Genomic DNA, 13,642 nt, shown 5'->3' on the forward strand with positions numbered 1-13,642 from the left:
GATGTTATCGCGCATCGTCGCGGCCCGCCCGCGCAAAGCCTGCATGATGCGGTTAAATAGACATCCACGTTTTTCTGCTGAGGCTGTCATGCCCCTCGACCCCGATCAGTTGCAACAGATCACCAGCCGCACCCTGGCTCATTACCAGGCCAGCGCCGAAGGCTTCCGCGAGGGCACCCGCGACCATGACGTCAGCCAGAACATCGAAGCGTTGCTGCGCCACATCCACACGGCCGCGCCCCTGAGCATTCTCGACTTCGGCTGTGGCCCTGGCCGTGACCTGCGCACCTTCGCTGCCCTCGGCCATCGCCCAGTCGGCATCGATGGCTGCCCGGAGTTCGTCGCCATGGCCCGCGCTGATAGCGGCTGTGAGGTCTGGCAGCAAGACTTTCTCGCCCTGGAGCTGCCCGCCGAACGCTTCGACGGCATCTTCGCCAATGCCGTGCTGTTCCATATACCCAGCCAGGAGCTGCCTCGGGTGCTCAGGGAACTTCGGGCCAGCCTGAAGCCGGGCGGCGTGCTGTTCAGCTCCAACCCAAGAGGCGACAACCAGGAAGGCTGGAGCGGCGAACGCTACGGCGCCTGGCATGACCTGGAAAGCTGGCGCCAGCTACTCACGGGCGCCGGCTTCGACGAACTGGAACACTACTACCGCCCGACTGGCCTGCCACGCGAGCAGCAACCCTGGCTGGCCAGCGTGTGGCGTCGCTGCGATGCCTGACTCGGTGACTGCTATAAGGCGGAAGCGGCCGGTGGATGCAGAGCTTTCTTTTTGTAGGAAGGGCTTTAGCCGCGAGCTCTATTGAAGAGCAAAGAGCTCGCGGCTAAAGCGGATCGCCGCCCGGCCCCTCCCACGAGATTGATGATGGCTCCCACGCTCCAGCGTGGGAGCCCAATCCAGGGCGCTCTGCGCCCGCCAGGCCTCGACATCGGACGCAGAGCGTCCCTGCAGGCATTCCCACGCGGAGCGTGAGGAACGATCAGATCGAACCACGCAGCAGATGACCGCTTCCGCCTTTCCACAGTCTAAATCTCCACCTGCGTGCCCAACTCGATCACTCGGTTCACCGGCAGACGGAAGAAGCTCAGGGAGCTGCCGGCGTTCTTCTGCAGCACGGCGAACAACCGCTCACGCCACATCGCCATGCCGATGCGTTCGGACGGAATCACCGTCTCTCGGCTGAGGAAATAGGTAGTCTGCATCGGTGGGCAATCCAGCCCCTTCTCGCTCAGTTGCGCCAGCGCCTGCGGAATATCTGGCACCTCAAGAAAGCCAAAACGCAGACGCACACGGTAGAAGCCCTGGTCATAGGCATCCAGCTCGAAGCGCTCGGCCAACGGCACCCGCGGACGATCCTCATAAAGGACGGTGAGCAGCATGACCCGCTCGTGCAGCACCTGGTTGTGCAGCAGGTTATGCAACAGCGCGTGGGGCACCACATCCACCCGACTGGTGAGGAACACCGCGGTGCCGGACACCCGATGGGGCGGCTGCAGGGCAATGCTGGCAATGAAGTCGCGCAGCACCAGCGCATGTTCGTCGAGGCGTTCGAGCACCAGTTGGCGGCCACGCTTCCAGGTGGTCATCAGGCCGAACAAGAGGATGCCGATGATCATCGGCACCGCGCCGCCGCCCATGATTTTCGGCACGTTGGCGGCGAAGAACACCACGTCGACCAGCAGAAACACCGCCAACAGTGGGATCGCCAATACCTTCGGCCAGCGCCACAACAGCAGGATCACCGCCGACACCAGCAGCGTGGTGCACAGCATGGTGCCGGTCACGGCCACGCCATAGGCCTCCGCCAGGCCACTGGACGACTGGAAGCCCACCACCAGCAACACCACGCCGACCAGCAACAGGCTGTTGATCAACGGGATGTAGATCTGCCCTTGCTCGGCGCTGGAGGTGTGCAGGATCTGCATGCGCGGCACATAGCCGAGCTGAATCGCCTGACGAGTGATCGAGAAGGCACCAGTGATCACCGCTTGGGAGGCAATGATGGTGGCCAGTGTCGACAGGCTGATCAACGGGATCAGCGCCCAGGATGGCGCCAACAGATAGAACGGATTGCGCACAGCCTCCGGGTCACTGAGCAACACCGCGCCCTGACCCAGGTAGTTGAGCATCAACCCCGGGAAGGCCAGGAACAGCCATGCATGCACGATGGGCCTGCGGCCAAAGTGGCCAAGATCCGCGTACAGCGCTTCAGCGCCGGTGATGGTCAGCACCACGGCGCCCATCACCGTTAACCCGAGCAGCGGATTGGTAATGAAGAACTGCAGCGCCCAGTACGGGTTCAGCGCCAGCAGCACTTCCGGCCTCTGCACGATGCCGTGCACGCCCAGTGCACCGAGCACCACGAACCAGATCACCATCACCGGGCCGAACAGATAACCGATGCGCGCCGTACCATGGCGTTGCAACAGAAACAGCGGCACCAGGATCAGTAGCGCCACCGGCACCACCCAATGATCGATGCCATCGACCACCAGGCCGACCCCCTCCACGGCGGAAACCACCGATACGGCAGGGGTGAGCATGCTGTCGCCGTAGAACAGCGCAGCGCCGAACAGGCCGAGCATGATCAGCGCCGTACGCAGCCGCGGATGATTGACGGCTGCGCGTTGAGCCAACGCGGTGAGCGCCATGATGCCGCCCTCGCCGCCGTTGTCGGCGCGCAGGATGAACATCACGTACTTGACCGTGACCACCAGGGTCAGCGACCAGAAGATCAGCGACAGAATGCCCAGCACGCTGGCCTGGGACAAATCGACGCCGTAATGCGGCGAGAAAATTTCCTTGAGGGCATACAGCGGGCTAGTGCCAATATCGCCATACACGATGCCGGCGGCGCCAATCAGTAGCGCAACAGATGAAGTACGGGTAGTGGTGCTCACGTTACGAGATATCCCTGAAGTGACGATGCCTCAGGTATACGCCGAGTTCGCCAGCTCATCAGCCTTGCGCCGCTGACTTTTACGCCATCTTTACGCGACGCCACGCTTCTTTACGCCAACCTTGCACAGCGCCATGATCAGCCCACGCCCTGCCCCGGAAAACCACCATGCCCACCGCCGCCGACCGCCTCACCAGCCGACCGCTGGCGCCACTGAGCCATTACCTGCTGGCCATTCTCGCGGCCTTGTCGGGTTCGCTGCTGGCGCTGGCTGTTTCGCGCTGGCTGGATCTGCCGAACATCTCCCTGGTGTTCCTCGTCGTGGTGCTTCTGGTGGCGGTACGCAGCAGTGTCGGCCCGGCGCTGCTGTGCGCGCTGCTGTCATTCGCCGCTTACGGTTTTTTCTTTCTGCCGCCGGCCTGGTCGGTGGTCGTGCATCGTGAACAGGACGTGCTCACGCTGCTGTTCTTCCTGCTGATCGCCTTGCTGACTGGCAACCTGGCCGCGCGCCAGCGCCAGCAGTTTCGTGACTTGCAAGTGGCCCAGCGACAGACCGAAAGCCTGCTGAGCTTCGCCGAACGGCTGTCGAGCGCTCAGGATCAGCGCGATCTGCTCGCTGCCATGCACAGCCAGCTGGATTTGCCGGCCGAGCGCCTTTGCCTGCTCAACCGTACCGCGCAGGGCAACTGGCAGCAGGCCGATGGCAGCACCTTGGCGCTCAGTGAACTGGAGCGCATCAGCGCCGAACACGCCTGGCAAAACCGCCACCCGCGCGGCTACGACAGCCACAGCCTGACCCATCCGCACTGGTGGTGGTGGCCGTTGATGGACGGCGACCAGCCCTTGGCGCTGCTGGGCATGCGCACCGTGCAGGGCGATCCTCCGGCTGGCGAGCAACGCCAGTTGATCGGCGTGCTACTGCCCCTGCTGGCCCACGCCCTGGCTCGCGTGCAGTTGGTCGAGACCCTGGGGCACACGCGCCTGCAGCATGAAACCGAACGGTTGCGCAGCGCCCTGCTCGCCTCGGTGTCCCATGACCTGCGCACGCCGCTGACCGCCATGCGCGGCGCTATCGAAACCCTGCAGTTGTTCATCGACAGCCTGGACAAGGCGACCCGCGACGACCTGCTAGAAAGCACAGCCAGCGAAGCTTCGCGCCTGGATCGCTATATCCAGAACCTGCTGGACATGACCCGCCTCGGCCACGGCGGCCTGCACCTGGAGCGCGACTGGGTGGCCGCTGGCGACCTGCTCGCCGCCGCCGTGCAGCGTCTGCAGCCCGTGCTACAAAGCCTGCAGGTGCATATCGAGGTACCGCCCGATATGCCGCTGCTATGGGTGCAGGGCGCACTGATCGAGCAGGCACTGGTCAATGTGCTGGATAACGCCGCACGCTTCTCTCCGGTCGGCGGAGCCATCGACATCAACGCCCGCCATGACAGCGAACACCTGTACTTCACCATCAGCGACCAGGGCCCGGGCATTCCAGCCGACGAGCAGCCGCACATCTTCGACCTCTTTTACACCGCTGCCCGGGGCGATCGTGGCGGCCAAGGTACTGGCCTGGGACTGGCGATCTGCCTGGGCATGCTCAACGCCCACGGGGGCACTGCACAGGTTGATTCCACACCGGGCAAGGGCACGAGCATGATTCTGCAACTTCCACTGCAACAGCCCGACGAGGGCAGCAGCCATGACTGATGCACGCATTCTGCTGGTCGACGACGAGGCGGCGATTCGCAAATTCCTGCGCATCGGCCTGCAGGCCCATGGCTACCAGGTACTGGAGGCCGACTGTGGGGAAGCCGCCCTACACCTGGCGGCACTGGAACAGCCGGATCTCGTAGTACTCGACCTCGGCCTGCCCGACATGGACGGCCAGGAAGTGCTGACGCGTTTACGCGAATGGTCGAGCGTACCGGTGCTGGTGCTCTCGGTGCGCGCCGGAGAAAAGGACAAGGTGCAGGCCCTGGACAGTGGCGCCAACGATTACGTCAGCAAACCCTTTGGCGTGCAGGAATTCCTCGCCCGGGTACGCGCCCTGCTGCGCACCCGCCCCGCCAGCGAAAAGCCCGCGGCGGCGCTGGTCAGCGGCGGGCTGCGGGTCGACTTCGCGTTTCGCCGGGTGACCCTGGCCGAGCAGGAAATCAGCCTGACCCGCAAGGAGTACGCCGTGCTCGAAACCCTGGCTCGACATCCGGGCATGGTGGTCACCCAACAACAACTGCTGCGCGATATCTGGGGCCCGACCCATATCGAGCACAGCCATTATCTGCGCATCGTCATCGCTCACCTGCGGCAGAAACTGGGCGACGACCCGGCTGCACCGCGGCTTATCATCACCGAAGCCGGGGTCGGCTATCGGCTGGTGGATAGGGATGGCTGAGCGGCCAGCCTGCGGAGGCCTCTGTTAGACTGCTGCCACAGCCCCTACCGGAGAACACGATGCCCAAGGTCGGAATGCAACCGATCCGCCGCTCGCAACTTATTGCGGCCACCCTCGAAGCCGTCGACCAGGTTGGCATGAGCGATGCCAGCATTGCCTACATCGCACGCCTCGCCGGTGTGTCGAACGGCATCATCAGCCACTACTTCCAGGACAAGAACGGCTTGCTGGAAGCGACCATGCGTCACCTGATGCAGGCGCTTAGCGAGGCCGTCCACGCGCGCTATCGGCTGCTGCGCGAAGACACGCCGCAGGCGCGTCTGCGCGCAATCATCGACGGCAACTTCGACGAAACCCAGGTCAGCGGCCCGGCAATGAAGACCTGGCTGGCGTTCTGGGCCAGCAGCATGCACCAGCCCTCTCTGCGGCGCCTGCAGCGGGTCAACGACCAGCGCCTGTACTCAAACCTGTGCGGCCAGTTCCGCCGCGTGCTGCCGCAACCTCAGGCCCGCGCCGCCGCCCGTGGCATGGCTGCACTGATCGACGGCCTATGGCTGCGCGGCGCGCTGTCCGGAGAAGGCTTCGATACCCGCCAGGCGGCGCAGATCGCCTACGACTACCTCGACCTGCAATTGGCCAAGGCCGACCCCAGCCCCAGCTGATCGCCCGCAAGCGGGCTCCTACGCGGTAGCCATTGACCATTAGGAGCGTCGACCTCGGCGCGATTCGATAGCGGCGTTACCACACTATCGTCAGTGCCCGCGCCATTCGCCGCGAGGGCGCGGCTCCTACATGGCAGCATCTTTCCAGGCTCGGACACAACGCTGATACGCATGTCGTACCCAGCTCGGTTTCCGTCGCCCGCAGGATCTTTATTGATTGATCGATCAATAAAAATAAAGTAGGCTGTTTTTTAATCAAGTCGGCTGACATGTCTTTTCATCTCGCTCACGCCGATCCATCCGCCAGACCGCGAACAGCGTCTGGCTCGATCAGGAGAACGCCCCATGACTCGATTCGAAGACCAGAAGCTCTACATAGGCGGCCAGTACGTCGACTCAAGCAGCGGCGCCACGTTGCAAAGCATCAACCCGGCCAATGGCGAGGTGCTGGCCAATATCTCGCGCGCCAGCCATGATGACGTCGAACGTGCCGTCGTCAGCGCCGAGCAGGGCCAGAAAGTCTGGGCGGCGATGACCGCCATGCAGCGCTCGCGCATCCTGCGTCGTGCCGTGGATATCCTTCGTGAGCGCAATGACGAGCTGGCCGAGCTGGAAACCCTCGACACCGGCAAGCCACTGAGCGAAACCCGCTACGTCGATATCGTTACCGGTGCCGATGTGCTCGAGTATTACGCTGGCCTGATCCCGGCCATCGAGGGTGAACAGATCCCGCTGCGCGACACCAGCTTCGTCTATACCCGCCGCGAGCCGCTGGGCGTGGTCGCCGGTATCGGTGCGTGGAACTACCCGATCCAGATCGCTCTGTGGAAGTCCGCGCCGGCCCTCGCCGCCGGCAACGCGATGATCTTCAAGCCCAGCGAAGTCACCTCGCTGACCACCCTCAAGCTGGCGGAAATCTACAGCGAGGCAGGCCTGCCCGATGGTGTGTTCAACGTACTGACCGGTAGCGGCAGCGAAGTGGGTCAGTGGCTCACTGAACACCCGCGCATCGAGAAGATTTCCTTCACCGGCGGCACGGTCACCGGCAAGAAGGTCATGGCCAGTGCCTCCAGCTCGTCGCTCAAGGAAGTGACCATGGAGCTGGGCGGCAAGTCGCCACTGATCATTTTCGAAGATGCGGATCTGGATCGCGCCGCCGACATCTCGCTGATGGCCAACTTCTACAGTTCCGGCCAGGTGTGCACCAACGGCACCCGGGTATTCGTACCTCGCACGCTGCAAGCACGTTTCGAGAGCAAGGTACTGGAGCGGGTCAAGCGCATCCGCCTGGGCAGCCCGCAGGATGACAACACCAACTTCGGCCCGCTGGTCAGCTTCGCCCACATGGAGCGCGTGCTCGGCTACATCGAGTCAGGCCGCCAGCAAGGCGCCCGCCTGCTGATCGGCGGCGAGCGGGTGACCACGGGTGAATATGCCAATGGCGCCTACGTGGCACCGACCGTGTTCACCGATTGCCGTGACGACATGACCATCGTGCGCGAGGAAATCTTCGGCCCGGTGATGAGCATCCTCATCTACGACAGCGAAGAGGAAGTCATCCGCCGCGCCAACGATACCGACTACGGCCTGGCCGCCGGCATCGTCACCCGCGACCTGAATCGTGCGCACCGGGTTATCCACAAGCTGGAAGCAGGCATCTGCTGGATCAACAGCTGGGGCGAATCCGCTGCCGAAATGCCGGTGGGCGGCTACAAGCAATCCGGCGTCGGCCGCGAAAACGGCCTGACCACGCTGGCCCATTACACCCGAATCAAATCCGTGCAGGTCGAGCTGGGCGATTACGCCTCGGTGTTCTGACTGCGTATGCCGAGCGGCGCCAACCGGCGTCCCGGCAGCGCTGCAAACCTGTTGCATGAGCCGGACACGGGCCTGCGATCCGCTTGGCCCAAGGCTCAGCCACCTACCAGGAGGCCACCATGTCCCAAGAATTCGATTACATCATCATCGGCGCCGGCTCTGCCGGTAACGTGCTGGCGACCCGCCTGACCGAAGACGCCAGCGTCAGCGTGCTGCTGCTGGAAGCCGGCGGCCCGGATTATCGCCTCGACTTCCGTACCCAGATGCCCGCTGCCCTGGCCTTCCCGCTACAAGGCCGGCGCTACAACTGGGCTTACGAGACCGACCCGGAACCGTACATGGACAACCGCCGTATGGAATGCGGGCGCGGCAAGGGCCTGGGCGGTTCGTCGCTGATCAACGGCATGTGCTACATCCGCGGCAACGCCATGGACTTCGATAACTGGGCCAAGCAGCCCGGCCTCGAAGACTGGAGTTATCTGGACTGCCTGCCGTATTTCCGCAAGGCGGAAACCCGCGACATCGGTGCCAACGATTATCACGGCGACAGCGGCCCGGTCAGCGTGACCACGCCCAAGGCCGACAACAACCCGCTGTTCCACGCCATGGTCGAGGCCGGCGTACAGGCCGGCTACCCGCGTACCGATGACCTCAACGGTTACCAGCAGGAAGGCTTCGGCCCGATGGATCGCACCGTGACCCCGGAAGGCCGCCGCGCCAGCACGGCACGTGGCTATCTGGATCAGGCCCGCGAGCGCAGCAACCTGACCATCGTCACCCACGCCACCACCGATCGCATCCTGTTCGACGGCCAGCGCGCCAGCGGCGTCAGCTATCTGATTGGCAATTCGAACGATGCCACCGTCGCCACGGCACGCCGCGAAGTACTGCTGTGTGCGGGCGCCATCGCCTCACCGCAGATCCTGCAGCGCTCCGGCGTCGGCCCTGGGGAGTTGCTGCGCAGCCTGGATATCGATGTGGTGCACGAACTGCCGGGTGTGGGCGCCAATCTGCAGGATCACCTGGAGGTGTACGTGCAGTACGCCTGCACCCAGCCAGTGTCGCTGTACCCGGCCCTGAAGATGCTCAACCAGCCCGGTATCGGCGCAAAATGGCTGCTGGCCGGCGACGGCATCGGCGCCAGCAACCAGTTCGAGGCTGGCGGCTTCATCCGCTCGCGGGAAGAGTTCGAGTGGCCGAACCTGCAGTACCACTTCCTGCCGGTGGCGATCAACTACAACGGCAGCAATGCGGTGAAGGAGCATGGCTTCCAGGCCCACGTAGGCTCGATGCGCTCACCAAGTCGCGGCCGCGTGCAGGTCAAGTCGAAGGATCCACGCCAGCACCCGAGCATCCTGTTCAACTACATGTCCCATGAGCAGGACTGGCAGGAGTTCCGCGACGGCATTCGCCTGACCCGCGAAATCATCAACCAGCCCGCTCTCGATGCTTATCGCGGCCGCGAACTGAGCCCCGGCGCCCATGTGCAGAGCGATGCCGAACTGGACGCCTTCATCCGCGAACACGCAGAAACGGCCTTCCATCCGTCCTGCTCGTGCAAGATGGGCGAAGACGCCATGGCGGTAGTCGATGGCCAGGGCCGCGTGCACGGTGTGCAGGGGCTGCGCGTGGTGGACGCGTCGATCATGCCGGAGATCATCACCGGCAACCTCAACGCCACCACTATCATGATCGCCGAGAAAATCGCCGACCGTATTCGCGGCGATCAGGCCCTGCCGCGCAGCACTGCGCCCTACTACACCGCCAATGGCAAGCCGGTACGTGGTACCCCGCGGCGCGCGGTCGAAGAGATGCGCTCGGCCGGCTAGTTCGGCAGTTCCTGGCTGGTCATCCGGTACCTTGCAGGCGGCGCCAGCCGTTGCAGGTCGAAACGCTCCAGCGCGGCAGCATCGAGGACTTCGATCTGCGGGCTGATCAGCCTGGGAAGCCTTTCGCCTTGCAGGCCACGTACGGCGAGATCCAGCGCAATACGTGCCTGGATCACCGGCGAGTCAGTCGGCGCTGCCAGCACCCGGCCGTTGCGGATTTGCTGCAGCACGCGATCCGTCGCGTAGACCGACAGGATCTGGGTCGACGAACCACTGCTGTACGCCAGCTCGGTCGCGAACAACGCCGCCTCGGCATTACCGATCAGGTAGTCGAGCGGCGGTTCGGTCTTGAACAGTTCACGCACCAGCTTCGCCTGGCGGCTGCGATCCAGCGGGCCGTAGCCGCCGTGTACCAAGGTGATCGCCGTACCTTGCAGGGCTGCGTGCAATCCGCGCTCGGCGTCCTTTATCCAGCCGGCGTCGGCAGGCCCCGGCAGCCAGCCAACACGAATTGGCCGACCATCACTGAGCTTGATCAGATAATTCAGGGTGGCGCTGGCCATATCGGCGAAGTCGACTCGCGAGCGTGAGCTCAGCGTTTCACATCCCAGGCCATTGATCAGGTCGATCACCGGCCGTCCAGCACGTTGCTGAACCGCAATACGCGAACACAGGTCGGAAGGATTGATACCGGCGATCAAGAAACCATCGGCGCCTTTATCGACGCAATGGTCGAACTGCCTGACCTGAACCTCGGGATGGTCGTAGCCGCCCGCTTCGTAGACTCCAAGCCGTACTCCCAGACGCTGGGCTTCCTGTTGTAACCCCCAGGCCACGCCCCACCAGTAACGATCCTTGGCATTCGGGATCAGTACGCAGATGCGCCAGGGCTCACTGGCGGCGTTCGTCGGCTGATAGACCTGCAATTGACCATCGACAAGAACAGGCTGAGAAAACCACGCCGCCGCCGAAAGGCCCGACCAGAGCAGAGCGAGCAACAACAGACAGCGCATATGAACCCTCCCTAGTATCTGTTGGCCTTTCAGCGCGAGCCGTGCGTGAAGCGTCAACAGACCCTAGTACACTGACCACGGTTCATCCTAGCATCCATGCCTGGATGACCGGCATGGATAGAGTATGACACCCCGTAGTGAGACCACCATGACCCTGCTCGACGCCCGCACTGCCCGCCTGCTGCCCTGGATCGTCGCCATCGCGTTCTTCATGCAGACGCTGGACGGCACCATCCTCAATACCGCTCTGCCGAGCATGGCCGCCGACCTCTCCGAAGACCCGTTGCGCATGCAGTCGGTGGTCATCGCCTACATGCTCACCGTGGCGCTGCTGATTCCCGCCTCCGGCTGGCTGGCGGATCGCTTCGGCACGCGGCACATCTTCTTTGGCGCCATCCTGCTGTTCAGCCTCGGCTCGCTGCTGTGCGCGGTCTCCCAATCGCTGAACATGCTGGTGATCGCACGCATCATCCAGGGCCTCGGCGGCGCGTTGATGATGCCGGTGGGGCGTCTGGTGGTGCTGCGCGCCTATCCACGTACCGAGCTGGTGCGGATCATGAGCTTCATCACCCTGCCCGGCCTGCTCGGGCCGCTGATCGGCCCCACCCTGGGCGGCTGGCTGGTGGAGTACACCAGCTGGCACTGGATCTTCCTGATCAATCTGCCGGTCGGCGCCCTTGGCTGCTGGGCCGCCTTTCGTTTCATGCCGGACTTGCGCGGCCCCGAACGCACGCGGTTCGATCTGGCCGGCTTCCTGCTCTTCGGCGCGGCCATGCTGCTGATCACCATGGCGCTCGAAGGCCTCGGTGAACTGCACTTGCCCCATGTGCGGGTGATGCTGCTGTTGCTGGCTGGCCTGGCCTGCCTGGCGGCCTACTGGCTACGCGCCGGGCGCACGCCCAACGCACTGTTCCCGCCCAGCCTGTTCCAGACCCGCAGCTTCGCGGTGGGCATTCTCGGCAATATCTTCGCGCGCCTGGGCAGCGGCGCCCTGCCGTTCCTCACGCCGCTGCTGCTGCAACTGGGCATGGGTTATTCACCGGCCCAGGCGGGCATGAGCATGATTCCCCTGGCCCTTGCCGCCATGGCTATGAAGCCGCTGGCCAAGCCGTTGATTGACCGCCTCGGCTACCGCCGCATCCTGACCAGCAACACCGTGCTACTCGGCCTGCTGATCGCCAGCATGGCCCTGGTCGACGCGCAGACCTCCCACGTGCAACTGGCCATTCAGCTGACCCTGATCGGTGCCGTCAACTCCTTGCAGTTCACCGCCATGAACACCGTGACCCTGATCGACCTGCGCGACAGCGAGGCCAGCAGCGGCAACGGCCTGCTCTCCGTGGTGGTGCAGTTGTCGATGAGTATGGGTATCGCCGCCGCTGCGGCACTGCTTGGCGGCTTCAACCTGGACAATCAAGGTGCGGCGGATAGCGTACTGGGGGCCTTCCAGGCCACGTACCTGTGCGTCGGCCTGCTGTCGATACTGGCGGCAGGAATCTTCCTGCAGCTGTCGCCGGAAGACGGGCGCAGCGCCCGACGCGTGGAGGTGGACGTCGACGAGTAACGCAGCGATCGCCACGGAACTGGGCACGGCGCCTGCTACACTAGGCGCCTCTAAACGCTCCCCCTAGGCTCTGTACCGTGACCGCCACCGCTTTCTCCTCGCTTGCCCTGTCGCCCGCCATGCTGGCGAACCTCGAGTCCCTCGGTTACGCGCAGATGACGCCGATCCAGGCCCAGAGCCTACCGGTCATGCTCAAGGGCATGGATCTGATCGCCCAGGCCAAAACCGGCAGCGGCAAGACCGCCGCCTTTGGTATCGGCCTGCTCAACCCACTCAACCCGCGCTACTTCGGCTGCCAAGCACTGGTGCTGTGCCCAACCCGTGAGCTGGCTGACCAGGTGGCCAAGGAACTGCGTCGCCTGGCCCGCGGTGAAGACAACATCAAGATCCTCACCCTCTGCGGCGGCGTGCCTTTCGGCCCGCAGATCGCCTCGCTGGAGCATGGCGCGCAAATCATCGTCGGCACGCCCGGTCGCGTCCAGCAGCACCTGGCCAAGGCTACGCTGAAACTCGATGGCCTCAACACCCTGGTACTCGACGAAGCCGACCGTATGCTCGACATGGGCTTCTACGACAGCATCGCCGAGATCATCGGGCAGACCCCGGAGCGCCGCCAGACGCTGCTGTTCTCGGCCACCTACCCGGCCGGCATCAAGCAGCTGTCCGCGACCTTCATGCGCAACCCGCAGCAGGTCAAAGCCGACGCACTGCATGACGACACGCAGATCGAACAGCGCTTCTATGAGATCAGCCCCGACGAGCGCATGGACGCCGTGGTCAAGCTGCTCAACAACTACCGCCCGCAATCCTGCGTGGCCTTCTGCTTCACCAAGCAACAATGCCAGGAAGTAGTCGACCACCTCACCGCCAAAGGCATCTCGGCCGCCGCCCTGCACGGTGACCTGGAACAACGCGACCGCGATCAAGTGTTGGCGACGTTTGCCAACCGCAGCCTGTCGGTACTGGTCGCCACTGATGTGGCGGCTCGTGGCCTGGATATCGATGCGCTGGACATGGTGATCAACGTCGAACTGGCACGCGACTCGGAAATTCACATTCACCGCGTTGGCCGCACCGGTCGTGCAGGCGAGAAAGGTCTGGCCATGAGCCTGGTTGCCCCAGCCGAAGGTCATCGTGCCCAAGCCATCGAAACCCTGCAAAAGTCGCCACTCAACTGGCACCCGCTGAGCAGCTTGAAACACCAAGGTGGGGCGCCACTACAGCCGCTCATGATGACGCTGTGCATCGGCGCCGGGCGTAAAGACAAGCTGCGCCCCGGCGATATTCTCGGTGCGCTCACTGGCGAGGGCGGCATCCCTGGCGCGCAGGTCGGCAAGATCGCTATTTTCGACTTCCAGGCCTATGTAGCCGTTGAACGCAGCCTGGCCGTGCAAGCACTCAAGTGCCTCAGCGAAGGCAAGATCAAGGGCCGCTCACTACGCGTACGCACGTTGTAGACTCAAGCTAACT

General features: G+C 63.8%; 10 protein-coding genes. 8 read left to right on the top strand and 2 right to left on the bottom strand.

Annotated features, from left to right (window positions below):
• Nucleotides 1-88: 88 nt before the first annotated feature.
• A complete protein-coding gene (locus ACZ3GY_RS21415) occupies nucleotides 89-721 on the top strand; it encodes a class I SAM-dependent methyltransferase (protein WP_465911902.1) in 633 nt (210 codons plus the stop codon).
• 305 nt (nucleotides 722-1,026) lie between these two features.
• On the opposite strand, the gene ACZ3GY_RS21420 is transcribed toward ACZ3GY_RS21415, so the two are convergent.
• A complete protein-coding gene (locus ACZ3GY_RS21420; protein WP_465911903.1) occupies nucleotides 1,027-2,901 on the bottom strand; it encodes a potassium transporter Kup in 1,875 nt (624 codons plus the stop codon).
• Between the two features lie 167 nt (nucleotides 2,902-3,068).
• Here ACZ3GY_RS21420 and ACZ3GY_RS21425 point away from each other — a divergent pair, with 167 nt between their 5' ends.
• The 5 genes from ACZ3GY_RS21425 (at nucleotide 3,069) to betA (ending at nucleotide 9,595) form a co-directional block, all read left to right on the top strand.
• Nucleotides 3,069-4,601 (top strand): sensor histidine kinase, encoded by a 1,533-nt coding sequence (locus tag ACZ3GY_RS21425; RefSeq protein WP_465911904.1) that lies wholly within the window; start codon nucleotides 3,069-3,071, stop codon nucleotides 4,599-4,601.
• On the top strand, nucleotides 4,594-5,286 hold the full coding sequence (locus ACZ3GY_RS21430; protein WP_463563323.1) for a response regulator: 693 nt from the start codon (nucleotides 4,594-4,596) through the stop codon (nucleotides 5,284-5,286). The genes ACZ3GY_RS21425 and ACZ3GY_RS21430 overlap by 8 nt, the downstream gene beginning before the upstream one ends.
• Nucleotides 5,287-5,345: 59 nt before the next feature.
• Nucleotides 5,346-5,948 (top strand): transcriptional regulator BetI, encoded by a 603-nt coding sequence (gene betI / locus ACZ3GY_RS21435; RefSeq protein WP_463563322.1) that lies wholly within the window; start codon nucleotides 5,346-5,348, stop codon nucleotides 5,946-5,948.
• A gap of 345 nt (nucleotides 5,949-6,293) precedes the next feature.
• Nucleotides 6,294-7,766 carry a betaine-aldehyde dehydrogenase gene (betB, locus tag ACZ3GY_RS21440; RefSeq protein ID WP_463563321.1) on the top strand — a complete coding sequence of 491 codons (1,473 nt, stop codon included), beginning with the start codon at nucleotides 6,294-6,296 and terminating at the stop codon, nucleotides 7,764-7,766.
• Nucleotides 7,767-7,885: 119 nt separating this feature from the next.
• Nucleotides 7,886-9,595, top strand: coding sequence for a choline dehydrogenase (gene betA / locus ACZ3GY_RS21445; RefSeq protein ID WP_465911905.1), 1,710 nt, complete (start codon nucleotides 7,886-7,888; stop codon nucleotides 9,593-9,595).
• Here betA and torT read toward each other — a convergent pair.
• Complete coding sequence (gene torT / locus ACZ3GY_RS21450; protein WP_465911906.1) at nucleotides 9,592-10,608, bottom strand: TMAO reductase system periplasmic protein TorT; 1,017 nt, start codon at nucleotides 10,606-10,608, stop codon at nucleotides 9,592-9,594. The genes betA and torT overlap by 4 nt on opposite strands.
• Before the next feature lie 148 nt (nucleotides 10,609-10,756).
• Between torT and mdtD the strand changes: the two genes are divergently transcribed.
• Together mdtD and dbpA are read left to right on the top strand one after the other, a co-directional pair.
• Complete coding sequence (gene mdtD, locus ACZ3GY_RS21455; RefSeq protein ID WP_465912009.1) at nucleotides 10,757-12,172, top strand: multidrug transporter subunit MdtD; 1,416 nt, start codon at nucleotides 10,757-10,759, stop codon at nucleotides 12,170-12,172.
• 77 nt (nucleotides 12,173-12,249) lie between these two features.
• Nucleotides 12,250-13,629, top strand: coding sequence for an ATP-dependent RNA helicase DbpA (gene dbpA, locus ACZ3GY_RS21460; protein WP_463563318.1), 1,380 nt, complete (start codon nucleotides 12,250-12,252; stop codon nucleotides 13,627-13,629).
• Nucleotides 13,630-13,642: the final 13 nt, after the last annotated feature.

The sequence above is a fragment of the Pseudomonas sp. PME37.24/006 genome (assembly GCF_055556635.1).

What these genes read in the sequence shown, in the direction of transcription:
- ACZ3GY_RS21415 (WP_465911902.1), top strand. Translation starts at nt 89, where the DNA reads ATGCCCCTCGACCCCGATCAGTTGCAACAGATCACCAGCCGCACCCTG.
- ACZ3GY_RS21425 (WP_465911904.1), top strand. Translation starts at nt 3,069, where the DNA reads ATGCCCACCGCCGCCGACCGCCTCACCAGCCGACCGCTGGCGCCACTG.
- ACZ3GY_RS21430 (WP_463563323.1), top strand. Translation starts at nt 4,594, where the DNA reads ATGACTGATGCACGCATTCTGCTGGTCGACGACGAGGCGGCGATTCGC.
- betI (WP_463563322.1), top strand. Translation starts at nt 5,346, where the DNA reads ATGCCCAAGGTCGGAATGCAACCGATCCGCCGCTCGCAACTTATTGCG.
- betB (WP_463563321.1), top strand. Translation starts at nt 6,294, where the DNA reads ATGACTCGATTCGAAGACCAGAAGCTCTACATAGGCGGCCAGTACGTC.
- betA (WP_465911905.1), top strand. Translation starts at nt 7,886, where the DNA reads ATGTCCCAAGAATTCGATTACATCATCATCGGCGCCGGCTCTGCCGGT.
- torT (WP_465911906.1), bottom strand. Translation starts at nt 10,608, where the DNA reads ATGCGCTGTCTGTTGTTGCTCGCTCTGCTCTGGTCGGGCCTTTCGGCG.
- mdtD (WP_465912009.1), top strand. Translation starts at nt 10,757, where the DNA reads ATGACCCTGCTCGACGCCCGCACTGCCCGCCTGCTGCCCTGGATCGTC.